The sequence below is a fragment of the Actinoplanes sp. GCM10030250 genome (genome assembly GCF_042666575.1).
Taxonomy (GTDB): Bacteria; Actinomycetota; Actinomycetes; order Mycobacteriales; family Micromonosporaceae; genus Actinoplanes.
Genome location: NZ_JBHTDO010000003.1, coordinates 436,864 through 462,053, shown reverse-complemented (window position 1 = coordinate 462,053; position 25,190 = coordinate 436,864). Strand labels below are relative to the sequence as shown.

The following is a 25,190-nucleotide window of genomic DNA, read 5'->3' as shown; positions in this document are numbered from 1 at the left end:
AAAGCCAGCGCCGGCGACAAAGCCAAAGCCAGCGCCGGCCCGCTCCTCGGGTACTCGCACGGCGTCTACTTCACCCCGGCCGTCGAGGACTCCATCGGGGTCCTCGACTGGTCGCTGCTCGCCCGCACCCGGCGGATCGTGAGGTACGACCAGCGCGGCCACGGATCCTCCACCGGCGAACCCGACCCGGCCTCCTACACGTGGCGGGCCCTGGCCGACGACCTGCTGGCGGTGGCCGACAGCGTCGCCGGGGACGAGCCGGTCGACTGGGCCGGTTCCTCGCTCGGCACGGCGAGCCTGCTCTGGGCCGCCACGAAGCGCCCGGACCGGTTCCGCCGCCTGATCCTGATGATCCCCCCGACCGTCCGCGACGACCGGGTCGCCCCCGCGCGAACCTATGAAACCGCGGCGAGGCTCGTCGAGCACCGCGGCAAGAACCTCTGGCTCCAGGCCATGCGCAACTTCAAACCGCCCATCTTCGCGGACGTGCCCACCTGGGTGTTCGACGCGGACGTGCCCGAACCGCTGCTGCCCTCGGTGATGCGCGGCGCGGCTCTCAGCGACCTTCCCGGCGACGATGCGCTCAAGGCCATCCCGCACCCCACGCTGATCCTGGCCTGGGAGGACGACCCGGTGCACCCGGTCGCCAGTGCGCGATTGCTGGCGGAGACGCTGCCGGATGCCCGCCTGCATGTCTCCGCCACGGTGGCCGACATCCGGAAGTGGCCGGCCCGGATCGCCGAGTTCCTCTGAGCACCCGGCTAAGCGACTGAGCACCCGGCTAAGCGACTGAGCACCCGGCTACGCGACGTCCGGCCGCGTCATCAGCGGGGACCGTAGGTGCAACACCAGATCGGGACCGGTCAGCGGCTCGGTGCTCCACGCCGCCCTCGCCGTGCCCGCCTCGGCGTCGACCACCAGCCGAACCCGGTGCGGGGTGGTGATGACGTAGAGATCCGCGACGAACGTGGTGCCCTGCCAGGCGCCGGCCGCGACCACAGGCCGGCCGAGGGGTGAGCTCTCCCGCCACTGGCCGTAACCGGCATCGACCGTGAGAATCGACCCGAATCGCACGAGCCATCCACCGTCCACGGGATCGACCGCCACCATGGTCCCGTCCGGCAGTACCGAGCTGTCGAGCTTCGCCTCGGCGGATCGTTCAAGGCCGGCCGAGCCCTGCGGCGGCGGAAGCGACAACCGGCGCAGCCGATCGGCGAGCATCTCGTCGTCCTGGGCGCTGTCCGCGTGATCCGTTCCGGGCAGCAGGCACTCCCATATCGCGTCGAACACCGTCTGCGACGGTGCGTCGCTGGTCACGGCAATGACAAGATCATGTGAGGGTACGACCACGCACTGCTGCCCGAACGCGCCATGCCCGTGGTAGCCGTGCCGCGACATCCAGAACTGGTAGCCGTACCCCTGAAGGAAGTCCTCGTCCGCTGTCCCGTCCTCGGACGGCAGGGTCGTGATGTGCCGTCCGGTCGCGAGTTCCACCCATGCGCTCGGGACAAGCTGCTGATCGCCCCACCGGCCGCCGCGCAGCAGCAGCTCACCGAAGGCGGCGACGGCCTCGGTCGTCAGGTGCAGCCCGTGGAACCCGAAGGCGGCACCGCTCGCCACCCGGTCCCATTCGGCGTGGTCGACACCCATCGGCTTGAACAGGCGCTCGTCGAGCAGCTCCGGCAGGCCGCGGCCGGTGACCCGTTCCACCGTCCGGGCCAGGACGAAGGTGGTCGCGTTGTCGTAGGTGTGCCGAGTTCCCTCCGCGAAGGCGAACGGCACGCGCAGGAAGCCCTTCACCAGGTCGCCCGGCTCCAGCTGCCAGGCCTGGTAGAGGCTGTCCTCAGCGTGCCCGGCCGTCATGGACAGCAGGTGGTGGACGGTGAGGCGGCGTCCCTGCTCCGAGATGCCGGCCGGAACGTGCTCGGGCAGCACGTCCACCACCCGGTCGTCGAGCGAGAGCAGCCCGTCGGCGATCGCCAGCCCCACGGCGACCGAGGTGAACGACTTGGTCAGCGAGTAGAGAAGGTGCGGGCGCTGCGCCGAGTACGGCGCCCACCAGCCCTCGGCGACGACGTGACCGGAGCTCACGATCATGATCGAGTGCAGCTCGGCGGACTGTGCCTCGAGCCGGTCCAGCAGCGCGGCGATCGCGCGGGACGACATCTGCGAGGCGGCCGGCGCCGACCGTGGAAGGAGGGTGCGCGGGGGAGACATCCGCGCACCCTAACAACCGTTACAGGCGCCCCGCGCCCGCATTTGCCTGGACGATGGCCGGCACGTTCGCCGGCGGATCGAGCGTGTACGAGTAATACGCCCCCGGCTCCGCCACGGATCCGCCCGCCTGGCACGGCCCCGACCCGCTGAACACGTTGTTGCGCTGCACCAGCCGCCCCGGCCCGCTGTCCGCGTACCCGCCGGTGGAGAAGCACGGGTACGGCACCCCGGAGAAGTTGTTCCCCTCCACCAGGACCCCGGCGTTCATCGTCGAGGCGACACCGTACAGCTCGTTGCCGTCGAACCAGTTGTTGTAGACGTGCACCGGCTCACCGAACCGGACCCGCGGATGCCGCTGCCGGGACCCGTCGAACCAGTTGTGGTGGATGCTCACCCGCAGGTGCCCGACGTCGGTGGAGGACGCCCCGTCGGAGTGCCCGATCAGCATGCTCTTGTCGGTCCCCGCGAAGTGGTTCCACGAGATCGTCACGAAGTCGGAGCCGCGGACCACGTCGATCGAGCCGTCCACCGGGCGTACGAACGTGTTGTGGTCGATCCAGATGTGGTGTGACTGCTGTCCGACGTTGACCGCGTCGTCCTCGGCGTCGACGAAGGTCAGGTTCCGCACGATCACGTTGTACGACTTGTAGAAGTCGAACCCACCCCCGGTGATCGTCGCGTTGGAGCCGAGGCCGACGATCGTCTTGTTCGGGCGCACGCCCTGCTTGCTGGTGATCGCGATGGTCCCGGAGACCTGGATGATCATCGCGCCGACGGTGTCGATGGCCTCCAGCAGCTCATCGGTGGTGTCGACGACGACGGTGGGGCCACCCACTCCACCGGTGGTGCCGGTCGCGAAGCCGTCGGCAACGGCTGACGGCGCCGCGACGAACAACCCGTTCACGGCCAGTAGAACTGACAGGAACCCGTGCATCAGATCCTCCCAACACCCGCGCCGGCGGTCACCAGCGACGGCACCGACGAAGCGGGATCAAGCTGGTAGGAGTAGTAGCCGGACGGCTCGGCCACGCTGCCGCCCGCCTCACACACACCGGAGTTGACGAACACGTTGGCCCGCTGCACCAGCCGTCCCGGGTTGCTCTCGGCGTATCCGCTCGCCGAGTGACACGGGTGCGCCACGTTCTCGAAGTAGTTGCCCTCGACCACCACCCCCGCGTTCTCGGTGGAGGCAACCCCGTACTCGCCGACGTTGTCGTAGTAGTTGTTGTAGACGTGCACCGGCTCACCGAACCGGACCCGCGGATGCCGCTGGTTGGATCCGTCGAACCAGTTGTGGTGGTAGCTGACCCGCAGGTAGCCGATGTCGTCGCGGTAGTTGTCGGAGTGGCCCAGCAGCATTGTCTTGTCGGTGCCGCGGAAGACGTTCCAGGAGACCGTGACCTGGGTGGACTTGCGCTTGATGTCGAGCGAGCCGTCGTAACCGGGCCCGAACTCGTTGTGGTCGATCCACACGTGGTGCGCGCCGTTGGTGACGCTGATCGAGTCGTCACCCGCGTTGGTGAACTTGATGTTACGGATGATCACGTTGTTGCCGGGCCGCGTGGTGGTGCCCAGCTGCAGGCCACCGCCGGCGATCTCGGCGGCCGGGCCGACACCGAGAATGCTCTTGTTGGCCACCACAGTGATCATTCCACCGGCGGAGATCCGACCAGAAACCATGATCGTGTACGGCGTATTCGCCCCCGCGTACCGGGCGAGATCCGCGGAGGTGGTGACGGTGACCGTCGGACCGGCCACCCCACCGGTGGTGCCGGTCGCGAAGCCGTCGGCAACGGTCGCCGCTGCCGCGGTCACCGGTGCCGCGACGAACATCCCGGTCGTGGCCAGCAGTACTGACAGGAAGCCGTGCATCAGATTCTCCCGACGCCGGCTCCGGCCGGCACGATGGTGGGCACGGAAGCCGCGGGATCCGCGGTGTACGGGTAGAACGAGCGCGGATCCGCCACCGTCCCGCGCGTCTCGATGGCGTGGTTGCAGTCGACGAGGACGTTGTCGCGCTGCACCATCCGCCCGAGCGGCCCGCTGAACTCGACCCGGCCCGGGTTGTTCACGCTGACGAAGTAGTTGCCCTCGACGAACAGGCCCGAGTCGTTCGTCGACGCGACGCCATAGCTGTTGTCCAGGTAGTAGTTGTTGTAGACGTGCACGATCGGGGCGAACCGCACCCGCGGGTTGCGCTGGTCGGAGCCGTCGAAGAAGTTGTGGTGATAGGTGACGCGCAGCCGCCCCGCGTCCTGCGCGCCGTTGTCGTCGTCGTGGCCGAGCAGCAGGGTCTTGTCGTGGTCGTGGAACCTGTTCCACGAGACGGTGACCAGGTCGGACCCGCGTTTGATGTCGACCGCGCCGTCGTCGCCGTCGGAGAAGTCGTTGTGGTCGATCCAGATGTGGTGGCTGAACATCTGCACGTTGATCAGGTCATCCGAGGCGCCGGAGAACCGGAGGTTGCGGATGATCACGTTGTGCACGGCGCCGGCCGGCGGGCTCGTCACGTCGTCGTCGACCGGCAGGCCGATGTTCAGCCCGCCGCCGACCAGGGCCGCTGTCGAGCCCAGTCCGACGATCGTCTTGTCCGAGGCGACCGGGTGCATGCCGTCGCTGGTGCCGGTGGGCAGGCTGATCGTTCCGGAGACCTGGATGATGTACGGGCCAGGTCGCGCGATGTGATCGAGAAAGGCGGCGGGAGTGGACACCGTGACGGTCGGCCCACCCGCGCCACCGGTCGTGGTCGACTGTCCATAACCGGCCACGGTCGCGAAACCGTCCGGTCCGGCGGCAGCGGCCGACGCCGGGAGCCCCGCCACCGCCGGTGCGACGGCGGCACCCGCCGCGGCTGCCAGGAACGTTCTGCGATGCATGTCGCGACCCCCTCTCAGAGCCGGCCGGCGCCGGCTTGAGCGGTCACGATCGCCTTGACCGAGTTCGGGTCGTCGAGGGTGTACGAGTAGTACGCCGACGCCTCCTGCACGGTCCCGCTGCAGTCCGGCGCACCGGACTCACCGACGAACACGTTGTTGCGGGCCACGCAGCGTCCCGCCGGTCCCGCGTAGGTGTTGGTCACCGGCTCCTCCACGTCCTCGAAGTAGTTGCCCTCGACCAGGCATCCGGCGGTGTTCTGGCAGGCCACGCCGGTGTCGGTGTTGTAGAAGTAGTAGTTGTTGTAGACGTGCACCGGCTCGCCGAACCGGACCCGCGGGTTGCGCTGCGGCGTCGCGTCGAACCAGTTGTGGTGGTAGGTCACCTTCAGCCGCCCGGTGTCCTGCGCGCCGTTGCTGTCGTCGTGACCGAGCAGCATGTTCTTGGTGTGGTGGTGGGTGTGGTTCCACGAGATGGTCACGTAGGAGGACCCGCGCTTCACGTCGATCAGCCCGTCGTAACCCTGCGCCAGGTCGTTGTGGTCGATCCACACGTGGTGCGAGAACATCTGCACGTTGATCGAGTCGTCGCTGGCACCGCGGAACGTCAGGTTCTGGATGATCACGTTGCGCACCGCGTCGGCCGGCGGCGTCGTCACCGCGGAGACCGGCAGGCCGATGTTGAAGCCGCCGCCGGTGATCCCGGCCGTCGAGCCCACCCCGATGATCGACTTGTTGCTGGTCACGTCGTACATCCCGGCGGGCAGGGTGATCGTCCCGTTCACGCAGATGGTGAGCGGACCGACGGTCGCGATGGCGGACAGCAGCTCGGCGGCGGTGTCCACGTCGACCACCGGTCCACCGGCGCCACCGGTCGTGCCGTTCTGTCCCCAGGCGTTCACCGTGGCGAAGCCGGCGGGTGAACCGGTGACCCGGCAGTCGCCGACCGGCGGGGGAGGAGTGGTCTTTGGCGGGGTCGACGGGCCGCTGGGGCTCGGCACCACTGTGGTGTCCACGACCACGTCGTCGAAGGAGGCGCTGGCATAGCCGGTGACCAGGCCGATCCGCCCGGAGCCGTAGGAGCTGTCGGTCGACTGGAGGACCTGGAGGCCGTCCACGTACCCGGTGAGCGTCGAGCCCTGGACGCTCAGCGCGAGGGTGCGCGAGGTGCCGGTGGATCCGCCGACCGCCGCCGTGCCGAGGGAGGCCGCCGTGCCGCCGGAGACCCGCTGGAGCTGAGCCGTGCCGCCGCCGGTCAGGACGAGGGCGTAGTACTGGCTCGTCGACTGGGCTCGGGCGGCGATCCCGGCGGTGCGATCCGTAGCGCCGAACGCGATCGGCCGTACCCTTGCCTGGATGGTGTAGTTGGTCCATGCCGTGTTGCCGGCCAGCGCGCGGGCGTTGGAGCTGGTGCTCGACTGCCGATAGGCCGGTGAGCCGTCGGCGGCCACCGCCCAGGAACCGCCGTTGCGCGACCAGCCGTCAGCGTTGCCGTCGTCGAAGTTGTCGGAGAAGAGAGTCTCCGCGTAGGCCGGGCCGCTCGCCATCACGCCGACCATCAGGGCCGACGCCGACATCGCCAGAGCAGCGGTGATCAATCGGGTTCTTCTCATGCGGAACCTCCGGGAATTGTCCGCCGTAATATCCCCGAAACATGGGGCAGAGCCCGACCATAAATTTTGATATTGGCCATGGTCAATGCTTTGCGTTTGCAGGATTGTTGCAGTGGATTGACATCGCCCGATGGTCGCCGTAGGTTCGGCTGGAAAGCGCATTCCCCCATGTCGGCGGCTTCCCCAGAGCCGCCGCCGCGTCGCCCGGCCGGTGCGCCGTCCCCCGCGCCACCGGCCGGCCCGGTAAGGAGAATCCCCTTATGAGTGCACGCCGCAAAATGCTGTCCGCCGTAATGGCCGGCGCCGCTTTACTGTGCGTCGCCGTAATGCAAGCGCCCGCCAGTGCCGCCGCGACGACCCTCTACGTCGCACCCGGCGGCAACGACAGCAACGCCGGCACCCTCGCCGCCCCGCTCGCCACGATCCAGAAGGCGATCAGCCTGATCTCGGCCGGCGGCACCATCGCCGTGCGCGGCGGAACGTACTCGCTCACCACCAACATCCAGATCACCAAGAGCGGTGCCTCCGGCAGCCCGATCACGCTGACCAATTACGGCACCGAGAAGGTCGTCATCGACGGCGAGGCGCTCGGCTACACACCCGGCGCCGTCGGCTCGACCATCCCCAGCGGCCAGCGCGGCGCGATCCACATGGAGGCCTCCTACTGGCGACTCGCCGGCCTGGAGATCATCCACGGCCCGTACGGCGTCTACTGCGCCGGCTGCAACAACAACACGTTCGATCGGCTGATCACCCGCGACAACTACGAGACCGGCTTCCAGTTGCAGGGCAGCTCGGCGAACAACCAGATCATCAACCTCGACAGCTACGGCAACCGGGACCCGCGCAAGAACGGCGAGAGCGCCGACGGCCTCGGGATCAAGGAGGGCGGCGGCAGCGGCAACGTGGTCCGCGGCACCCGCCTCTGGAACAACGTCGACGACGGTTTCGACGCCTGGATGTTCACCTCACCGATCACGATCCAGAACACCATCGCGTACGGCAACGGCTACAACCGCTGGAGCATCCCCAACTTCTCCGGCGACGGCAACGGCCTCAAACTCGGCGGCAGCAGCGGAACCGGCCCGGCCGCCGCACACGCCGTCACCAATACGATGGCCTGGGGTAACGCGGCACACGGTTTCACCGACAACGGCAACACCGGCGCGATCACGATCAACCGGAGCACCGCCTACCAGAACGCCAAAACCGGCTTCGACGTCGACGGCGGCTCCACGTCCCGGCTGACGGCGAACCTGGCCGTCGGCAACAAGACGGCTGTCGCCCTGGGTTCGTCCACGGCGTCCGGCAACTCGTGGAACATCGGCGGCACGTGGACGCTCCAGAGCACCAGCGCCTCCACGATCACCGGCCCGCGCACCGCCGACGGCTCGATCCCGTCCTCCAACTACCTGGTCCCCTCGAACGGCACCGCCGTCGGAGCAAAGATCTAGCCCTCCGCCGCCGCGATCTTGGAGCCTTGCGTACGCCCACCTGAGCGCAACCTCACAAGATCGCGGCGTGCGGGGCAGGCGCCGACTGGTCAGCGGCGATACGGAGAGCTTCGACAAGGCGGCGATAGAGATCGTCGGTCGCATACAGCTCCGCGTGAGTGCCCTGCGCCCGAATACCCCCCTCCTCCATCACGACGATGCGGTCGGCATCAAGCACCGTCGACAACCGGTGCGCGATGGTCACCACCGCCCCCACGGCCGCCCGCGAACGAATACAGTCCTGCACCGCGACCTCGGTCAGCCCGTCCACCTGCGCGGTAGCCTCGTCGAGCAGGAGCACGTCGGGTGTCCGGAGCAGAGCACGCGCCAGTGCGATCCGCTGCCGCTGACCTCCCGACACGTCCGTGGAGCTCAGTGACGTACCCAGCCCGTCCGGCAGCTCGTCGATCTTGTCGTCCAGGCGAACCGAGCGCAGCACCGCGAGCAGCTCCTCGTCGGTGGCGTCCGGGTGGGTGAAGCGCAAGTTGTCGGCGATGGTTCCGGGCACCACCGGCGTTTCCTGCTCGACGTACGCCAGCCGCGCCCGCACCTCCTGATGAGTCCACTCCGCGTAGGGCCTGCCGTCCAGCAGGATCCGCCCGCCGTCCGGCTCGAGGAACCGCAGGAGCAGCGAGAACACCGTGGTCTTACCGGCGCCTGAGGGACCCACGATCGCGGTGTGCCCCCGCCGGGGAATCTCCAGGTTGATGCCGCGCACCGCCTCCGGCGCCTCCGGCCCGTACCGCGCCGTCACGTCCCGCAGCGCGAGCACCAGGCCGCCGCCGAGATCCGCAACGCCACCCGACTCGAAGGAAGCCGAAGCCGAGGCCCGCCCCGAAGCCGAAGCCGAGGCCCGCCCCGAAGCCGAAGCCGAGGCCCGCCCCGAAGCCGAAGCCGAGGACCCCCCACTGTCCGGTTCCACGGCGATCGACGAAAGCTCGTTGATCCGCCCAGCCGCGGCGATCCCCGCCTGCAGCGCCGTCATGTTCTGCGTGAGCTCGCTGATCGGCCCCATCAACTGAAAGACGTACAGCAGAAACGCGACAAGGCTGCTCACCTCAAGCAGCCCGGCATGGGCACGCCACGCACCGACCGCGAGAATGAGGATCACCGCCAGGTTGACCCCGGTCCAGGAGATGGTCCAGACCGCGGCCGCCGTCTTGGCAGCCCGGATGCTGTGTGCCGCCGCATCGCGCGCGTTGCCGACGATCTGGTCACCTTGGCGGGATTCGGCCCGGCTGGCTTTGACCGTACGGATGGCCCGCAACGAACCCTCGAGGTTGGCACCGAGCCTCCCGACCGATTCCTGGGCCGCCGTCTGCGCGACGCTGATCCGGGGGAGCAGGGTGGCCATCAGCACGGCGACCACGACCACCGCGGCGAGGGTGCAGCCGAGCAGAGTCAGGTCGAGCACCGCCATCAGGATCAGCGTGCCGACCAGCCCGACCCCGGCGTTGATGAGGCCGATGATGCTGCCGGACGCCTGGTGCAGCAGGCCGGTGTCGGAGGTGACCCGGGTGACCAGTTCGCCGGTGGCGCGGGCCTGGAGGTCGCCGACCCGGGCCCGGAAGTAGCGCCGGATGATGGACTCCCGCGCGTCGAGCACGATCCGCTCGGCGAGGGTGCCGAGCAGGATCCACTGCCACAGGGTGATCGCGGCTCCGACGACGACCAGCGCGGCGAGGACGGTGATCGGCCGGGCCAGGTCGACGCCGCCGCTGAAGGAGTCGAGCACCCACTTGGTGACCATGGGGGTGGCGAGCCCGGCGGCGTTGCCGATCAGCCCGAGGACGAGCCCGAGGAGCATGGTGCGGCGGTGCGGGCGGAGGACGGCGAGCAGGGTTCTCAGTCTGGTGGAATCCGGCATACCCGTAGTGGAACACTCATGTTCCATATTGGGCAAGTGTTAATCTGTCGCGGTGAGTGCCATCCCCACCGGTAGCCGCGCGCGGACCCGGCAAGCGATCCTCGACGCCGCCATCGAGGTCCTCGCCCGCAACCCCGCCGCCCCGCTCGGTGACGTGGCGGCGGCTGCCGACGTCGGCCGGACCACCCTGCACCGCTATTTTCCCGAGCGCGGCGACCTGATCACCGCCCTGCACGCCGAGGCGCTCGAACGGCTCGGCCAGGCCCGCTCCCGGGCGCGGATCGCCGAGGACACCGGTGCCGCCGCCGTCCGCCGGCTCTGCCAGGAGTTCTTCGATCTCGGCGACGTGCTGTCACTGCTCTTCCGCGAGCAGATCCCGGTCGACGACGGTCAGGGCGCCTGCGACGAGGAGTTCCTGGCGATGGTGCGGCGCGGGCACAGCGACGGCAGCATCGACCCCGAGCTCCCGCCGATCTGGGTCCAGAGCCTGATCTGGGCGCAGCTCTATCTCGGCTGGAGCTTCCTCGCCGAGAACAACGCCTCCCGCCACGAGATCCTGCGCCTGGTCCTGCGCTGCGTCGAGGGAGCTGTGCGCCCACTGCGCGACTAAAGATCAAATCAAAACCACTTCAGGGGTACGGCGTCCGCGATCGCCCCCATGCCACGGTCGCCGGGGTGCAGGTGGTCGCCGGAGTCGAAGCCGGCGAGGAACCGGCCGGGGGAGCCCGGATCACGGGTTACCGCGTCCTGATCGAGAACAGCGTCGCAACCGCTGCCGGCGGAGCGGACGAACGTGTTGAACGCGGCCCGGCCGTCCTCGCCGCGCTGGGTCCAGTAGCCCGCTCCGCGGAACGGCGTCAGCGTCGAGCAGATCACCGTGAGCCCCGCGCCGTGTCCCCGCTCGATCAGCTCCTCCAGAGCGCCGACCAGCACCGGGGTAGACATGTCCGCCATGCCGAGGTCGTTGAGCGCCTCGTCCGAGATGATCACCCAGCGGGCGCCCGGCTGCTGGAGCACGTCCCGGTCGAACCGCTTGGCCGCACTCTCCCCGTGTGTGTCACCGGTGAGCCGGTTGCCGCTGATCCCGCTGTTGAGCACCCCGACGATACGGCCGGACGCCCTCAACCGATCCGACAGCAGGTCCGGCCACCGCCGGTTCGCCCCGAACCTCGAACCCAGCCCGTCCGTGATCGACGCCCCGAACGTCACCACCGCCCCGTCCGCGTCCTCGTTACGAACGTCAAGCCCCGCCAGGAAGAAGTAACTGCTGATCCGCGCGGCCCCGCTCAGCCTCTCCGCCGAACTCTGCTCACCTGCCGCGACATAGTTGTGCCGTGTCGCCAGCGTGTGCCGCGTGCTCACCCCGGTCGCCACCGGCAGATACGCGCTGATCGCCACGTCACCGTCCACCGGCACCGCGAACTCGACCTCGTCACTCACCGCCATCCCACCCGCCGGAATCGTCACCGAGTCCGCCCCGCCGAACGTCACACTCCGCCCGGTGGCCGCGTCGACGGCGTCACCCCGCACGCTCCGGGCCAGGTGCACACCGGTCAAAGTCAGGGCATTTCTTCCGTACGCGTTGGAGAGCCGGATCCGCGCACTGCCCCCACCGATGCTGGTGTGCACGATCTGCCGCAGCGTCTGCCTCTCGAAAGCCCGCCCGCCCGGCTGAACCGCCGTCGCCCACGTCCCCACCCACGGCACCGCCCCGGGCTCCTCATCGACCGCGGGCCGCGACGAGGAAGCCGCGGGCTGCGAGAAGCCAGGCGACGAGAGATCCGCGGGCTGCGACGAACCGGGCGTCGTCTTCTGTTCCGCCGCCACACAACCCGCCGCAGCGCCCAAGGCCATCGTGGCCATCACGGCCGCCATAGCCCATCTCATCCGCACATCCCGACTCTCTGCCTCGTGAGCGGGGCAGACTGCCCCCGCTGAGCAGGGCAGATTGCCCCCGCTGAGCAGGGCAGACTACCCCGCTGAGCAGGGCAGATCCTGACACCCCGAGATGTGGATCAGCTGATGAGCCGGGTATGGCCTGGGTCTCAGTCTGCCGTGACGCGGACCAGGGCTCCGATCTCCAGCGCCGCCCACAGCGCCCCGTCCGGGCCGAGCGTGATGCCGTGCGGCTCGGATTTCGGCGTGGGAAGGTCGTAGCCGGTGACCGTGCCGTCGGCGGCGATCCGCCCGATCCGGTTGGCGCCCCACTCGGTGAACCACGGGGTGCCCGCGCCGTCGACGGTGATGGCGTGCGGCCGTGCGGCCCGGTCCGGCAGCGGGAACTCGGTGATCACGCCGTCCGGGGTGATCCGGCCGATCTGGCCGGCGCCGATCTCGACGAACCACAGCTCACCGCCGGCACCCGTGGTGATGCCGACCGGTGCGGCACCCTCGGTCGGCAGCTGATGCACGGTGACGGCCCCGCCGGTGCTGATCCGGCCGATGGCGTTGGCCTGGTTCATGGCGAACCAGAGGCCGCCGTCGGTACCGGCCGTGATCGCCGACGGAAAGGCGCCGGTGATCGGAATCGGAAACTCGGTGACCTCTCCGCCGGTGGTGACCCGGGCGATCCGGTCGGTGGCGGTCAGCGTGACCCACAGGGCACCGTCCGGCCCGGCGGTGATCCCGAACGGCGCACTTCCGGCCGTGGGCAGCGGGAAGCTGCTCACCTCGCCGCTGGTGGTGATCCGGCCGACGCGGTGCGAGCGGTACTCGGTGAACCAGAGCGCCCCGTCCGGTCCCGTCGTGATGATCGTGGGGCCCGAGTCCGCGCCGACCTCGTGGATCTCCGCCTTCTCGCCCGGTACCAGGCGGCCGATCGCACCGCTGTGCACCAGCGTGAACCAGAGGGCGCCGTCCGGTCCGGTGGTCAGCGCGTAGGGCCCGGCGCCGGCGGGGGCGACGGAAAATTCTTCGACAGTCACAGAGGCCAATTTACGGCCGGACCACGCCCATGACCCGGCGGGGCGCCGCGGCCCGGTACCCCGCTCATGACCCGGCGGGGCGCCGCGGCCCGGTACCCCGCTCATGACCCGGCGGGGCGCGACGGCCCGGTGTTGCGGGTGGTCCCCGCCGGAGGTCTCTCGAGAGCTCTGTTCCGGTCGTACGAATGCATGAAAGAGCCGGTGCCGCGGAGAGGCTCCTCCGCGGCACCGGCGATAGTTACTCTCAGCTTGCGGCGCAGGTTACCGGTGACGGGGAGTTGTTGGTCGTGCCCCCGGTGGCGGTGAAGCCGAAGCTCGCCTCGCCGCCCGCAGCCAGCTTGCCGTTGTAGCCCGCGTTGCGTGCGGTCACAGCGGCGCCCGAACTGGTCACTGTCGCGTTCCAGGTGTTGGTCAGCGCCTGGCCGTTGGGCCAGGTCCAGTTGACGGTCCAGCCGTTGATCGCGGCGCCCGCCTTGACCGTCACGGTGCCCTGGAAACCGCCGGGCCAGGAGTTGGTGACCGCATAGGTCGCGGTGCAGCCGCCGGTGGGGTTACTGGGCGACGTGCTCGGTGACGGTGACACGGATACGCTGGGTGACGGAGACGACGGGTTGCTCGGAGACGGTGAGGACGTGCCGCCGAAGACGGTGGCCTCCCGCGACGTGGCCTTGATGCCGTTGGCGCCGTTGAAGAGGCGCTGGCCCCAGGTGGTCAGTGCCGCCGCGTTGAAGTTGGTGACGAGGTCGAGGTATTCGACGCCGCCGCCGTTGCCGGACCAGGACCAGCCGAGGTAGCCGATGCCGCGGGACTGGGCGGTGGCGAGGATGGTGTCCTCGTCGGGGTTGCCGTCGGAGTGGTCGAAGCCGAACTCTCCGACCACGATCGGCAGGTTCGCCGTCTGGAACCGGCCGAGGTAATCAGTGATCTCGGCGGCGGTGTCGAAGACGCCGTACATGTGGATCGAGAAGACGGTGTTCTTCTGCGGGTCGGCGGCGAAGACCGAGGCGGCGTTGTCGCGCATGTAGAACTGCCAGTCCTGGCCCCAGTTCGGGGCGTCCACCATGATCTGGTGCTGGAAGCCGTTCGAGCGCAGGCGGGTGATCGCGGCCTTGGTGTCGGCGGCCCAGTTGGCGGCGGTGGCGCCGTTGCCGTAGGGCTCGTTGCCGATGTTGAGGATGACGAAGTTCTCCTGGCCGGCGAGCGCGCTCTTCACCGAGATCCAGTAGTCGACAGCCTGGGCCAGGGTGGCCGCGCCGGCCTGCTCGCCGTAACCGGTGGTGTCGTGCACCTCGAGCACGCAGATCAGCCGGTTCGCCTTGCACTGGCTGATCACGGTCGACACGTTGGCGGCGTTGTCCGGGCCCCAGCGCTGCCCGCTGCCGAGCACGATCCGGACGGTGTTGGCGCCGAGTGCCTTGATGTCGGCGAGAGCCTGCGGGGTGCGGTCCTGGTACCAGGTATGCGCGTGGTTGACGCCGCGCATCACGAACGTGTTGCCGTTGGCGTCCAGGATCCGGGTGCCGGAGACGGTGAAACCTGCGGCGGCCTGGGCGGGCTGGGCCACGACGAACACCGTGACGGCGGCGGTCAGTACGGCCACGAGGCCGCCCCACCATTTCGATTTCATGGGTTCCTCCCTGTCCGCCGTGATCCGTGGGAGCGGTGGCGGACGGTCGTGGGTGCTCCCGGGGGACGGGGTGTATTGGGAGCGCTCCCACGATGCGCTGAAGTTTTCATGATTGTCAATGGTTCGCAGCGGGCCGGTTCAGAGAATCTAAATCGGCTTAACTAAGGGGGTCAAGGGCTGGGCGGGTACGAAGGCCGGCGCCTCGCTCGCCCGGTGCCCAGGTTCCCGGGCTCTCACCGTGACCGGCGTCGATCCATGCGGCATCGAGAGATCTCCATGTTCATGAAGTGACGTACTGAGCGACGACCGGAAACCCGCACTTGACAGACCAAACTTAAGCGACTTAATAATGGCCCGGAACTTGACCGCGCTCCACTCCCGCCGTCGTCGAGGCGGCGTTGACGAACGAGGGATTCGCTGATGTATGACCTCTTCACCCGCCGCGGCCGCCGGGCCGGCGTGGCCGTCGCGGCAACGGCCGCGGTGGCGCTCGCGCTGACCGGCTGTTCCGACTCCTCCGGCGACGGCAACAAGTCCGGCACCGCGGCGAGCACGGTGACCGTCTTCAACGGTGCGACAGGCACCATCGTGGAGAACTGGAACCCGTTCTCGCCGACGTTCCTCCAGCCGACGAACGGGCTCATCTTCGAGCCGCTCTACTACTACAACTTCGCCACCGAGGCGGAGCCGGCGCCGATGCTCGCCACCGCCCACTCGTGGAGCCCGGACGGCAAGCAGCTCACGATCACCACCCGTGAGGGCGTGAAGTGGAGCGACGGCCAGCCGTTCACCGCCAAGGACGTGGCGTTCACATTCGACCTGATCCGGCGTACCAAGTCGATCAACGCGACCGGTCTCAAGCTGACCTCGGCCACGGCCACCGACGACAAGACCGTGGTCCTGACGTTCCCCGCCACCTCGTACACCGAGGAGGCAGCCATCGTCGGCAACACTCCGATCATCCCGGAGCACATCTGGAGCAAGGTCGACGATCCGGCGAAGACCATCAACCAGAACCCGGTCGGTACGGGCCCGTACAAGCTGAAGCAGTTCACCGCGCAGAGCTACCTGATGGAGAAGAACGCGAGCTACTGGCAGCCGGACAAGCCGCAGGTCCAGAACGTCCGGTACATCTCGCTGGCCACCGCCGACGCCGCGAGCGCCGCGCTGGTCGCCGGCCAGGTGGACTGGATGAGCTCCTTCCTGCCCGGTCTCGACCAGCTGATCGCCGGCAACAAGAACCTGACGTACGTCAACACCCCCGCCATGACCACGTCGATCTTCACCTGCGCCAACGCCGCCCTCGGCTGCACCGGCCCGCAGACCGACCCGGCCGTGCGGCAGGCCATCTACCACGCGCTCAACCGCGATCAGCTCAACAAGCTGGCCGGTGGCGGGTTCGCCGCCTCCGCGTCGCCGACCATGCTCCCGCCGGAGCGTGACAAGAAGTGGATCGCCGACCCGGCGCACGCCACCATCCCCGGCACCGCGGACGTGGCCAAGGCCAACCAGCTCCTGGACGCGGCCGGCTGGGCCAAGGGCAGCGACGGCATCCGGGCCAAGGGCGGCGAGAAGCTCTCGCTCACCATCCAGACGGTCACCGGCTGGAGCGACTACATCTCGCTCAACGACGCGATGGCGCAGCAGCTCAAGGAGGCCGGCATCGAGCTCAAGCCGACCCAGCTCGCCTGGAACGAGTGGAACAACAACCAGGTGCAGGGCAAGTACCAGCTCTCGCTGGACTCGATCGGCCTCGGCGCGTCGACGAACCCGTACGCGACCTACAGCCTGAAGTACGTCACCAAGACCACCGCCAAGGTCGGTGAGGCGGCCGGCACCAGCGGCAACTACTCCCGGTACAGCAACCCGGCGGTGGACAAGGCGATCGACGCGGCGTCGGCGACCAACGACGAGGCGGCGCAGAAGGCCCAGTACGCGATCATCCAGAAGGAGATCGTGAACGACCTGCCGTACATCCCGATCTACCTGAACTCGATGCTCACCGAGTTCAACACCGCCAACGCCACCGGCTGGCCGACGAACGACAACAAGTACGCGCTGCCCGCGTCCTGGAAACAGTGGGACAACGGCATCGTCCTGGCCAACCTCAAGCCGGCGAAGTAAGGCGAAGCATCCGTGTACCTGCTCCGGAAGGCCGGGTTCTACCTGGTCGCCCTGTGGGCCGCGCTGACGGTCAACTTCTTCATCCCGCGGCTCATGCCCGGCGACCCGGTCGAGATCATGATCTCGAAACTCGGCCAGAAGGGGCCGGTCAGCCCGGAGACCCGGGCATCGATCGAGGCGCTCCTCGGCACCGGCACCAGCCAGCCCCTCTGGGACCAGTACAAGGACTATCTGTCCAGCCTGGCCAGTGGAGACCTGGGTGTCTCGGTGACGTTCTTCCCGGCCTCGGTCGGCGACATCATCGGGCAGACACTGCCCTGGACCATCGGCCTGATCGGGCTGTCCACGATCATCTCGTTCCTGGCCGGCGTGGGTCTCGGTACCCTCGCCGGCTGGAAACGGGGCTCCTGGCTGGACAGCCTGATCCCGGTCACCACGATGTTCCAGTCGGTGCCGTACTTCTGGCTGGCCCTGATCCTGCTCTTCCTGTTCGGCAGCGTCTGGCCGCTGTTCCCGCTCAACGGCGGGTACGACGTCTACAACGTCACCCCCGGCTGGACCGCCGCCTTCATCGGCTCGGTGATCTACTACGGCACCCTGCCGGCGCTGACCATCATCATCTCGTCGGTCGGCGGCTGGATGCTCGGCATGCGCAACATGATGGTCTCCACGCTCTCCGACGACTACATGGTCACCGCGGAGGCGAAAGGGCTGCGCCCCGGCCGGATCATGCGCCGGTACGCGGCACGCAACGCCGTCCTCCCGTCGATCTCCGGGTTCGCCATCTCGCTCGGCTTCGTGGTCGCCGGCTCGATCGTCACCGAGGCGGTGTTCTCCTACCCCGGCATCGGCTCGGCACTGCTGCAGGCCGTCGGCGGCAACGACTACGCCCTCATGCAGGGCATCTTCCTGATCATCACGCTGGCGGTACTGGGCGCGAACCTCCTGGTCGACCTCCTGTACTCGGTCATCGACCCACGAACGAGGAGCCGTTCATGACCGCTGACGTCGTTGCGATGACCGCACCGGTCGTTCGCCGCCGGGTCACCCTGCCGCCGATGACAGCCAAACTGGCGTCCGGCCTGATCATCGGCGGGCTGATCGTCACGTTCGGGCTGGTCGGCCCGCTGCTCGTGCAGGACCCCTCGCGCGTCAGCGACATCGGCCTGAGCGGGCCGAGCGCCGAGCACCTGCTCGGCACCACCCAGACGGGGCAGGACGTTCTCGCCCAGCTCGCGTACGCCACCCGGGGCTCGCTGATCGTCGGAGCCGTCGTCGGCGTGCTGACCCTGATCCTGTCCGGCTTCTTCGGCATCGTCGGCGCGTACGCCGGCGGCTGGCTGGACGAGCTCTTCTCGCTGTTCACCAACATCATGCTGGTCATTCCCGGTCTGCCCGTGGTGATCGTGATCTCCGCGTACGTGCCGGACAAGAGCCTGCTGCTGGTCTCGGTGGTGCTGGCCATCACCAGCTGGGCCGGGTCCGCCCGGGTGCTGCGCGGCACCACGCTGAGCCTGCGCAACCGTGACTACGTGCTCGCCTGCCGGGTCGCGGGGGAGAAGCGCTGGCGAATCCTACTCGTCGAGATCCTGCCCAACCTGATCCCGCTGCTGGCCACCCAGGTGGTCTTCGCGGTCATCTTCGCGATCCTCGGTGAGGCCGGGTTGTCGTACCTGGGCCTCGGCGCGAGCGGGTCGTTCACCTGGGGAACCATGCTCTACTACGCGCAGAACGGCCTGGCCCTGCGGCTCGGCGCGTGGTGGTGGTTCGTGCCGCCGGGCCTGATGCTGGCCCTGTTCGGCGCCGCCCTCTCCCTGATCAACTTCTCGATCGACGAGATCATCAACCCGAAGCTGCGCAACCAGACGCGGGGCGCCCGCCGGGGCTGGCGGATGTCACGCGAGCAGCTGCGCAAGGCCAAGGAGTCCACGCTGTGAGCCATCCCGTGCTGACCGTCTCCGAGTTCAGCGTCGACTACCTCGTCGACCCGGTGGTGCACGCGGTGCGCGACGTCTCCTTCGAGCTCAAGCGCGGCGAGGTGCTGGGTCTCGCGGGGGAGAGCGGGTGCGGCAAGAGCACTCTCGCGTACGGGATCGTCAGGTTGCTGAAACCCCCCGCGCTGATCACCTCCGGTCATGCGGTGTTCCACTCCCGTGAGGGTTACGACATCGACTGGGGTGAGCTGAGCCCGGAGGACCTGCGGGCGGCTCGCTGGGACAAGATCTCGATGGTCTTCCAGGGTGCGATGAACTCGCTCAACCCGGTGATCTCCATCCGTGATCAGTTCGAGGACATCTATCTCACCCACCGGCCCGAACTCTCCCGCCGCGAGCGCCGCACCCGGTGCGGTGACCTGCTCGAACGCGTCGGCGTGGACCGGGCTCGGCTCAACTCGTACCCTCATGAGCTGTCCGGCGGCATGCGGCAGCGCGTGATGATCGCGATGGCGATGGCCCTCGAACCCCAGATCATGATCATGGATGAGCCGACCACCGCGCTCGACGTGGTGGTGCAGCGCGAGATCCTCCGGGAGATCACCCGGCTGCGCGACGAACTCGGCTTCGCGGTCATCTTCATCACCCACGACCTGCCGCTGCTGCTGGAGATCAGCGACCGGATCGCGGTGATGCGCCACGGCGCGATCGTCGAACTGGACGACGCCCTCACGCTCTACACCGCCCCGAAACACGAATACACCCGCCAGTTGCTGGCATCGTTCCCCAGCCTCACCGGCGACCGCGGCTCGTTCGTGCGCGGCGCGCTCGACGACCGGCTGCTCGCCCTGGACTCCTTCGAGGACGCCTCATGACCACCATGACCATTCTGTTCGGGGACGCCTCATGACCACGCTGGAAGTGCGCGGGCTGGTCAAGGACTACCGGTTGCGCTCCGGCTTGCGTACGGCGAAACTGCGCGCGGTCGACGACGTGAGCTTCGCACTGGATCACGGGAAGACGGTGGCTCTCGTCGGCCAGAGCGGCAGCGGCAAATCCACCATCGCCAAGCTCCTGCTCCAGCTCGAACGCCCCACCTCCGGCGACATCCTGCTCGACGGCAATCCGGTGACCCGCCGCGGCCTGACCACCTATCGCCGGACCGTCCAGATGGTCTTCCAGGACCCGTTCGCCTCACTCAACCCGTTCCACAGCGTCGCCCACCACCTGGAACGCCCGATCCGCCTCCACCACCCGGGAATGACCGACGCCGAGGTCCACCGCCGCGTCCTCCACCTGCTGGAACGCGTCCGCCTGACCCCCGCCGAGACCGTAGCTCAGCGCCGCCCCCACGAACTCTCCGGCGGCCAGCGCCAGCGCGTCGCCATCGCCCGCGCCCTGGCCCCCGAACCCGGCGTCCTGATCGCCGACGAGCCGGTCTCCATGCTGGACGTCTCGATCCGCCTGGGCGTGCTGAACCTCCTGGCCACCCTGCAGCGCGAGGAAGATCTCGGCGTCCTCTACATCACCCACGACCTGGCCACCGCCCGCCACTTCTCCGACGAGATCCTGGTCATGTACAAGGGCGCCATAGTCGAACGCGGCCCCTCCGACGAGGTGATCCTGAACCCGCAACACGACTACACCAAAACCCTCGCCGAGGCCGCCCCCAACCCCGAACGCCGCCTCGGCCAACTACGCGGCTCCCAGGGCTGACCCCGCCCTCTTTCCCGGGCGGCCGTCAGTTCTCTCAGCTCAGACAGTCACTTCGCTTCGCGCCCGCCGGACGTCGAGCAGAGCCGCCACCACCGCCCCGTACAACGCGAAGCCCGACCCCACCCCAGCGACCAGCCCCACCGTCGCCTCAGAACCCCCGAGCGCGAACACCACAAACCCACTGACCCCGAGCGCAGTCATCACCGCACCCAGCCAGTGATACATCGGCATCCCCCAAGCCCACGCCAACCCGAAGAAATGCACCCCCACGACCAGCGTCACCCACGCCACCGAAGCCTCCGGCCACCCCAGCACCTGGTTGATCAGGGCCAACCCTCCGAACAGCGCGACCACCTCAACCAGCACCACCAGCCAGTACCGCCGATCCTTGAACCCCCCACGCGCCGGCACCGCCCCCCGCACCTCAGCCGGCGTTCGAAACAGCGCCACCACCAACCCGACCGCAACCAGTCCCGCCACCACCCGAACGATCACAGGCCACGGCTCCGCCAGCCCTCCGCTGTTCACCATCACAAACACCGTGCCGAACGAGATCGCAATCAACGATCCGATCACCAGCCCACTGGGCCGCTCTCTACCACCCATCCCCGTCACATCACCGATCCTAAATTCCCCACCCCACCCCCGCAGTCCCCGAACCCACCACCCGCCACTCGCCCGCCCACACACCCCCGCCCCACCCCGCCACCCGCGCGGCCCTGCCACCCGCGCGGCACCGCCACCCGCGCCGCCGGGCACCCGCGCGGCCAGCGCGCCCCGTCCCACCGCCGCCCCGTGCTGCCGTCCCCGTGCCGCAAATATGCGTGCGCACGCACATTCGCGTCCAGCGTGAGTGAGTAGGCGCACACGCAAGCCGTCCGTGCGCGTCCACGCACGTCAGAGGCGCAGCCAGCTCGCACGCAACCCCAACGTGTGCGCCTACCACCCCAACCCGCCCGCCGTCGGATCCCGGAGACGCCGCTGAGCGCCAGCCGGGGCGGCCGGCTGGGCGGGGGGGTGTGTTTCGGCGCCGGAGGCGTCGCTGGGCGCCAGCCGGGGTGGCCGGCTGGGCGGGGGGGGGTGTGTTTCGGCGCTGGAGGCGTCGCTGGGCGCCAGCCGGGGTGGCCGGCTGGGCGTGGGGGGTGTGTTTCGGCGCCGGAGGCGCCGCTGGGCGCCAGCCGGGATCCCGGCTGGGCGTGAGCGTTGCGGGGTGCGGGTGTTGCTGGGTGGGTAGCGTCAGCTGCGCAGATGGGACTGCAGGACCAGGGCGGCAGCGCCCGTCGCGGAGGCCGTCGCCGCGGCCAGCGAGACTGTCACGGTGACCGAGCGACGCCAGGTGCGGTTGTCCGCGACGGCTACCCGGCGCATGATCGCGGGGCCGTAGACGAAGGACGCCGCGGCGAATCCGGGGCCGGTGAGGACGACCAGGTCGATGTCGAGGAGGTTCACCACCGACTCGGCAGCGGCGGCTACGTAGCGTGCGGAATCGGACAGCAGGGCCAGGCATTCGGGTGCGCCGGCGCGGGCGGCGCGGGCTATCGCGGCGAAGTCGGCGGTGACGCCGCGGGCGGTGGTGGGGTCGAGGCCGGCTTCGGCGGCGGCTGCCGGGTTGGCGCGTGCGGCGAGGACCACGGTGCGCGGCCCGGCGAGGACCTCCAGGCATCCCCGGCTCCCGCACCAGCATTCGGGGCCGTCGACCTGGACGCAGACGTGGCCGAACTCGCCTGCCGCACCGTGTCCCCCGCGCATGGCCCGGCCCTCGACGACGATGCCGGCGCCGATGCCGCTGCCCATGTAGAGAGCGGCGAACGCCTGCTCGGGACCGACGCGGGCAACCCAGTACTCGCCGATCGCGGCAGCTGTGGCGTCGTTCTCGACCAGGACCGGACGGCCGGTGGCGGCTGCGAGCTGACGGCCGAGTTCGTCACCGTCCCAGCCGCGCAGGTGCGGTGGCGCGTCCTCGACACCGCTGCGCAGGCCGGGCCAGACCACGCCGATACCCAGGCACCGGGCCGGATCGACGCCGGAACCGGTCAGAAGAGTGTCGATGTCAGCGGTCAGATGCGGAAGAAGGCCGCCGGCGGGGGAGGAGGAGGAAGAGACGGTAGGCGAAGAGACGGCGGAGGAGGAGACGGTGGGGGATGAAACGGCGGGGGAGGAGATGGCGGGGACCGGGCGAGCGAGCCGCGAAATGACACCACCGGTCTGACCGGTCAGCACATAGGTCGTGACGTCACGATCGAGGTAGACCCCGACAGCGATACGAGCGGCCGGATCCAGGCGCAGCAGCGTACGAGGCTTCCCGCCGGTCGGCGTCCGGCCGGTCTCGACGACCAGGCCCTCTTCGAGCAGACGCCGTACGGTCATCGAAACTGCCGCCTCCGTCAACCCGGTCATGGCGGCGAGTTCGACCCGGCTCAACGGCTCGGAGGCGCGGATGGCGTCAAGGATGCTCTCGCGGGCCCCGGGGCGGCGTCCGCGTCCTGGTCGGCCGACCGGCGCGGCGTCACCGACCGTTTCTCTCAACTCGCCACCACCCTGACAGCCTGGTCGTCGACGGCCGTGGCGCGCACGAGCATGACGCGATCGGGATACATCACCGGAAGCCGCAGCCCGGAGGTGCCGAGGACGCGCCCGGTGAGGTGGACGCCCTGCGGCGTGCACCAGGGTAACGCAGCGCCCCACGCTGCGGCGTTACCGTCGGGAACGTCACCGGGCGGTTGGGGCCGGACGTGATAGACGCGTCCGGGGTCGAGTCCGGGCAGGGCTACCGTTCCGGGCGGATATGCCTCGCTGGTAGCAGTAGTAATGAGAGCAAAAAGGGCATCATTCTCACCGACCACTCCGGTGACCGAGTAGGCGGAATCGGCTACGTCCGCATGCACCAGCGTGCCGGTGTGCAGAAGGCCACGCACCTCCTTGTAGAGGGCGACCCACGAAGCGAGCGCAGCACGGTCAGAAGCCGAAAGGGCCGTCAGATCAGCCTCGATGCCCAGGTGCCCGAAGATCGCAACCCCGGCCTGCATGGCGAGCGGCAGCACACGGTGAGTGGTGTGCGACCGGGACGACCCCACGTGCGAGCCGATCAATTCGAGAGGTACGAGCAGCGACGTCCACCGCTGGATGGCCACCCGCTCATGCGCGTCGATGCAGTCCGACGCCCAGATCCGGTCCGTCCGCTCCAGGATCTCCAGGTCGACCCGCCCGCCCCCGGACGAACACGACTCGATCTCCACCCCCGGATGGGCCGCCCGCAGCTCGTCCAGCAGCCGATACACGGCCCGCGTCTGATCGTGCACCCCGGCCCGCCCGCTACCCGGATGACCGGCGTCGACCAGGTCCCGGTTGTGGTCCCACTTCAGGTACGAGATGTCATATTCGGTCAGCAGCGCGTCGAGCTGCTCCCGCACATAAGCGAACGCCGACGGGTTGCCCAGGTCGAGCACCTGCTGCGACCGGGCCGGCGGCGGCAGCCGATCACCGGCGGCCATCATCCAGTCCGGGTGCGCCCGCGCCACGTCCGAGTCCGGATTGATCATCTCCGGCTCCACCCACAGCCCGAACTCCATGCCGAGCTCCCGGACAACCTTGATCAGCGGCCCGAGCCCGTCCGGCCACACCTGTGGCGAGACCACCCAGTCCCCGAGCCCCGACGTGTCGTCACGCCGCGAGGAGAACCACCCGTCGTCAAGCACGAACCGCTCCGCCCCGACCTCAGCGGCTGCCTGAGCCAATTCGGTCAGCCGCCCGAGATCGTGGTCGAAGTAGACGGCCTCCCAGGTGTTCACCACCACGGGCCGGGGCGTCGCCGGATGCTGGGGCCGCGACCGCAGGAAACGGTGGAACCGGTCGGACACCGCATCCAATCCCTCGCCGCCGAAAACCCCGTAGAGCCACGGCGTCGTATAGGACTCACCCTCGCCGAGCCCCACCTCACCCGGCAGCAGCAACTCGCCGCCGCCGAGTGCCGAATGCCCGTGATAATTGCGCTCGGCAACCGTTCGCGCCCCACCGGAGAACGCCGTGTGCACACCCCAGACCCGCCCCTGGCGATTGGCGAATCCCGAGGTCCCCGCGCACAGCACATAGGCGGAGTCGTATCCGGTGCGCCCGGTCCGGTTCTCGCGTACCCGCATTCCGTGTGTGAAGGCGGTCCGCTGCGGTGACCGTTCCCGCAGGTGATGCCCGGTGAAATCGAGCAGTTCGGTGGTTTCCGCGGGTACCGGCAGGAACAGCATCAGATGCTCGAGCCAATAGGTGCCGGGCGCCGTGCTGGTCAGCGTGGCCCGGGCACGCAGCACCCCGGCCGGGTGCAACGCGATCTCGAGGTCGAGAGCCAGTTCCGCGGTCTGATCAAAAGCAGTTATGCGTACGGTAAAAGCGTCCCGCCGAACCGCAACCATCTCGAACTTGCTGGACCACGACCGCCCTTCCCGGTGCCCGGCCAGCCCGGGATGCCCGAGCCATCCGGCCGACTGCTCGGGCAGGATCGAGACACGGACCGGGGTGTCGGCGGAGAACCCGATCGGCTGCGGCGCGGCAGCCAGTGCCAGGCTCGCGAGCTGTTCCTGGCTCAGGTCGCCGAGAGCGTCTCCCCAGTGCACGATCGAGGGCAGTGCGGTGCCCCGGCAGTCGAGCACCAGGCTCACTCCGGCGGCGCTCAGATGTACCAGATCGGCGCTGTCGGTGTCGCTGCTCGGCCGCATCGGCCCTCCGGTTCACCAGCGTTGACGGACTTCGTTCAGTAGCTTAAGAATGTGGGAGCCCCGGCGCGGCGGCAACCCTTTTCTGACATGACAGGG

The 25,190-nt window shown here is 68.9% G+C and carries 20 protein-coding genes; 8 read left to right on the top strand and 12 right to left on the bottom strand.

Annotated elements, in window-relative coordinates; translation table 11 throughout:
* A partial coding sequence (locus ACFQV6_RS07750; protein ID WP_378026648.1) for an alpha/beta fold hydrolase occupies positions 1–753 on the top strand: 753 nt, incomplete at its 5' end.
* 48 nt (positions 754–801) lie between these two features.
* Here the strand turns inward: ACFQV6_RS07750 and ACFQV6_RS07745 are convergent.
* From ACFQV6_RS07745 to ACFQV6_RS07725, 5 genes are read right to left on the bottom strand one after another with little or no spacing between them, the layout of a single operon-like run.
* Entirely contained in the window at positions 802–2,217 is a 1,416-nt protein-coding gene (locus ACFQV6_RS07745) for a serine hydrolase domain-containing protein (RefSeq protein ID WP_378026647.1), read from the bottom strand.
* 19 nt (positions 2,218–2,236) lie between these two features.
* Positions 2,237–3,151, bottom strand: a complete 915-nt coding sequence (locus ACFQV6_RS07740; protein WP_378026646.1) for a polysaccharide lyase family 1 protein — start codon at positions 3,149–3,151, stop codon at positions 2,237–2,239.
* On the bottom strand, positions 3,151–4,089 hold the full coding sequence (locus ACFQV6_RS07735; RefSeq protein ID WP_378026645.1) for a polysaccharide lyase family 1 protein: 939 nt from the start codon (positions 4,087–4,089) through the stop codon (positions 3,151–3,153). The genes ACFQV6_RS07740 and ACFQV6_RS07735 overlap by 1 nt, the downstream gene beginning before the upstream one ends.
* Positions 4,089–5,093 carry a polysaccharide lyase family 1 protein gene (locus tag ACFQV6_RS07730; protein WP_378026644.1) on the bottom strand — a complete coding sequence of 335 codons (1,005 nt, stop codon included), beginning with the start codon at positions 5,091–5,093 and terminating at the stop codon, positions 4,089–4,091. Before ACFQV6_RS07730 ends, ACFQV6_RS07735 begins: the two co-directional genes overlap by 1 nt.
* Positions 5,094–5,107: 14 nt before the next feature.
* The gene (locus ACFQV6_RS07725) at positions 5,108–6,703 is read right to left on the bottom strand and encodes a polysaccharide lyase family 1 protein (RefSeq protein ID WP_378026643.1); all 1,596 of its coding nucleotides are present in this window, start codon (positions 6,701–6,703) and stop codon (positions 5,108–5,110) included.
* 326 nt (positions 6,704–7,029) lie between these two features.
* Here ACFQV6_RS07725 and ACFQV6_RS07720 point away from each other — a divergent pair, with 326 nt between their 5' ends.
* Positions 7,030–8,157: a right-handed parallel beta-helix repeat-containing protein gene (locus ACFQV6_RS07720; protein ID WP_378026642.1), complete on the top strand. Its 1,128-nt coding sequence runs from the start codon at positions 7,030–7,032 to the stop codon at positions 8,155–8,157.
* Between the two features lie 52 nt (positions 8,158–8,209).
* Here ACFQV6_RS07720 and ACFQV6_RS07715 read toward each other — a convergent pair whose 3' ends face one another.
* Positions 8,210–10,063, bottom strand: coding sequence for an ABC transporter ATP-binding protein (locus ACFQV6_RS07715; RefSeq protein ID WP_378026641.1), 1,854 nt, complete (start codon positions 10,061–10,063; stop codon positions 8,210–8,212).
* A gap of 52 nt (positions 10,064–10,115) precedes the next feature.
* On the opposite strand from ACFQV6_RS07715, the gene ACFQV6_RS07710 reads away from it, so the two are divergent.
* Positions 10,116–10,673, top strand: coding sequence for a TetR/AcrR family transcriptional regulator (locus tag ACFQV6_RS07710; protein WP_378026640.1), 558 nt, complete (start codon positions 10,116–10,118; stop codon positions 10,671–10,673).
* 8 nt (positions 10,674–10,681) lie between these two features.
* Here the strand turns inward: ACFQV6_RS07710 and ACFQV6_RS07705 are convergent, their stop codons facing one another.
* The 3 genes from ACFQV6_RS07705 to ACFQV6_RS07695 all read right to left on the bottom strand — a co-directional run bounded on the left by ACFQV6_RS07705 (position 10,682) and on the right by ACFQV6_RS07695 (position 14,614).
* Positions 10,682–11,938 carry a GDSL-type esterase/lipase family protein gene (locus tag ACFQV6_RS07705; RefSeq protein WP_378026639.1) on the bottom strand — a complete coding sequence of 419 codons (1,257 nt, stop codon included), beginning with the start codon at positions 11,936–11,938 and terminating at the stop codon, positions 10,682–10,684.
* A 170-nt stretch (positions 11,939–12,108) separates the two neighbouring features.
* Positions 12,109–12,987, bottom strand: coding sequence for a virginiamycin B lyase (locus tag ACFQV6_RS07700; RefSeq protein WP_378026638.1), 879 nt, complete (start codon positions 12,985–12,987; stop codon positions 12,109–12,111).
* A 244-nt stretch (positions 12,988–13,231) separates the two neighbouring features.
* Positions 13,232–14,614: a cellulase family glycosylhydrolase gene (locus ACFQV6_RS07695; protein ID WP_378026637.1), complete on the bottom strand. Its 1,383-nt coding sequence runs from the start codon at positions 14,612–14,614 to the stop codon at positions 13,232–13,234.
* A 420-nt stretch (positions 14,615–15,034) separates the two neighbouring features.
* Here ACFQV6_RS07695 and ACFQV6_RS07690 point away from each other — a divergent pair, with 420 nt between their 5' ends.
* Genes ACFQV6_RS07690 through ACFQV6_RS07670 form a run of 5 tightly spaced genes read left to right on the top strand, consistent with a single transcriptional unit; the run spans position 15,035 to position 20,388 of the window.
* A complete protein-coding gene (locus tag ACFQV6_RS07690; RefSeq protein WP_378026636.1) occupies positions 15,035–16,738 on the top strand; it encodes an ABC transporter substrate-binding protein in 1,704 nt (567 codons plus the stop codon).
* A gap of 12 nt (positions 16,739–16,750) precedes the next feature.
* Positions 16,751–17,737, top strand: coding sequence for an ABC transporter permease (locus ACFQV6_RS07685; protein WP_378026635.1), 987 nt, complete (start codon positions 16,751–16,753; stop codon positions 17,735–17,737).
* Positions 17,734–18,675 carry an ABC transporter permease gene (locus ACFQV6_RS07680; protein WP_378026634.1) on the top strand — a complete coding sequence of 314 codons (942 nt, stop codon included), beginning with the start codon at positions 17,734–17,736 and terminating at the stop codon, positions 18,673–18,675. The genes ACFQV6_RS07685 and ACFQV6_RS07680 overlap by 4 nt, the downstream gene beginning before the upstream one ends.
* Positions 18,672–19,547 carry an ABC transporter ATP-binding protein gene (locus tag ACFQV6_RS07675; protein WP_378026633.1) on the top strand — a complete coding sequence of 292 codons (876 nt, stop codon included), beginning with the start codon at positions 18,672–18,674 and terminating at the stop codon, positions 19,545–19,547. The genes ACFQV6_RS07680 and ACFQV6_RS07675 overlap by 4 nt, the downstream gene beginning before the upstream one ends.
* A 31-nt stretch (positions 19,548–19,578) precedes the next feature.
* Positions 19,579–20,388: an ABC transporter ATP-binding protein gene (locus ACFQV6_RS07670; RefSeq protein ID WP_378026632.1), complete on the top strand. Its 810-nt coding sequence runs from the start codon at positions 19,579–19,581 to the stop codon at positions 20,386–20,388.
* A 39-nt stretch (positions 20,389–20,427) separates the two neighbouring features.
* Here ACFQV6_RS07670 and ACFQV6_RS07665 read toward each other — a convergent pair whose 3' ends face one another.
* From ACFQV6_RS07665 to ACFQV6_RS07655, 3 genes are all read right to left on the bottom strand, one after another.
* The gene (locus tag ACFQV6_RS07665) at positions 20,428–20,964 is read right to left on the bottom strand and encodes a hypothetical protein (protein WP_378026631.1); all 537 of its coding nucleotides are present in this window, start codon (positions 20,962–20,964) and stop codon (positions 20,428–20,430) included.
* 660 nt (positions 20,965–21,624) lie between these two features.
* Positions 21,625–22,914 (bottom strand): ROK family protein, encoded by a 1,290-nt coding sequence (locus ACFQV6_RS07660; RefSeq protein WP_378026630.1) that lies wholly within the window; start codon positions 22,912–22,914, stop codon positions 21,625–21,627.
* A complete protein-coding gene (locus tag ACFQV6_RS07655) occupies positions 22,911–25,094 on the bottom strand; it encodes an alpha-galactosidase (protein ID WP_378026629.1) in 2,184 nt (727 codons plus the stop codon). The genes ACFQV6_RS07660 and ACFQV6_RS07655 overlap by 4 nt, the downstream gene beginning before the upstream one ends.
* Positions 25,095–25,190: the final 96 nt, after the last annotated feature.

What these genes read in the sequence shown, in the direction of transcription:
- ACFQV6_RS07745 (WP_378026647.1), bottom strand. Translation starts at nt 2,217, where the DNA reads ATGTCTCCCCCGCGCACCCTCCTTCCACGGTCGGCGCCGGCCGCCTCG.
- ACFQV6_RS07740 (WP_378026646.1), bottom strand. Translation starts at nt 3,151, where the DNA reads ATGCACGGGTTCCTGTCAGTTCTACTGGCCGTGAACGGGTTGTTCGTC.
- ACFQV6_RS07735 (WP_378026645.1), bottom strand. Translation starts at nt 4,089, where the DNA reads ATGCACGGCTTCCTGTCAGTACTGCTGGCCACGACCGGGATGTTCGTC.
- ACFQV6_RS07730 (WP_378026644.1), bottom strand. Translation starts at nt 5,093, where the DNA reads ATGCATCGCAGAACGTTCCTGGCAGCCGCGGCGGGTGCCGCCGTCGCA.
- ACFQV6_RS07725 (WP_378026643.1), bottom strand. Translation starts at nt 6,703, where the DNA reads ATGAGAAGAACCCGATTGATCACCGCTGCTCTGGCGATGTCGGCGTCG.
- ACFQV6_RS07720 (WP_378026642.1), top strand. Translation starts at nt 7,030, where the DNA reads ATGCAAGCGCCCGCCAGTGCCGCCGCGACGACCCTCTACGTCGCACCC.
- ACFQV6_RS07715 (WP_378026641.1), bottom strand. Translation starts at nt 10,063, where the DNA reads ATGCCGGATTCCACCAGACTGAGAACCCTGCTCGCCGTCCTCCGCCCG.
- ACFQV6_RS07705 (WP_378026639.1), bottom strand. Translation starts at nt 11,938, where the DNA reads ATGGCGGCCGTGATGGCCACGATGGCCTTGGGCGCTGCGGCGGGTTGT.
- ACFQV6_RS07695 (WP_378026637.1), bottom strand. Translation starts at nt 14,614, where the DNA reads ATGAAATCGAAATGGTGGGGCGGCCTCGTGGCCGTACTGACCGCCGCC.
- ACFQV6_RS07690 (WP_378026636.1), top strand. Translation starts at nt 15,035, where the DNA reads ATGTATGACCTCTTCACCCGCCGCGGCCGCCGGGCCGGCGTGGCCGTC.
- ACFQV6_RS07680 (WP_378026634.1), top strand. Translation starts at nt 17,734, where the DNA reads ATGACCGCTGACGTCGTTGCGATGACCGCACCGGTCGTTCGCCGCCGG.
- ACFQV6_RS07670 (WP_378026632.1), top strand. Translation starts at nt 19,579, where the DNA reads ATGACCACGCTGGAAGTGCGCGGGCTGGTCAAGGACTACCGGTTGCGC.
- ACFQV6_RS07655 (WP_378026629.1), bottom strand. Translation starts at nt 25,094, where the DNA reads ATGCGGCCGAGCAGCGACACCGACAGCGCCGATCTGGTACATCTGAGC.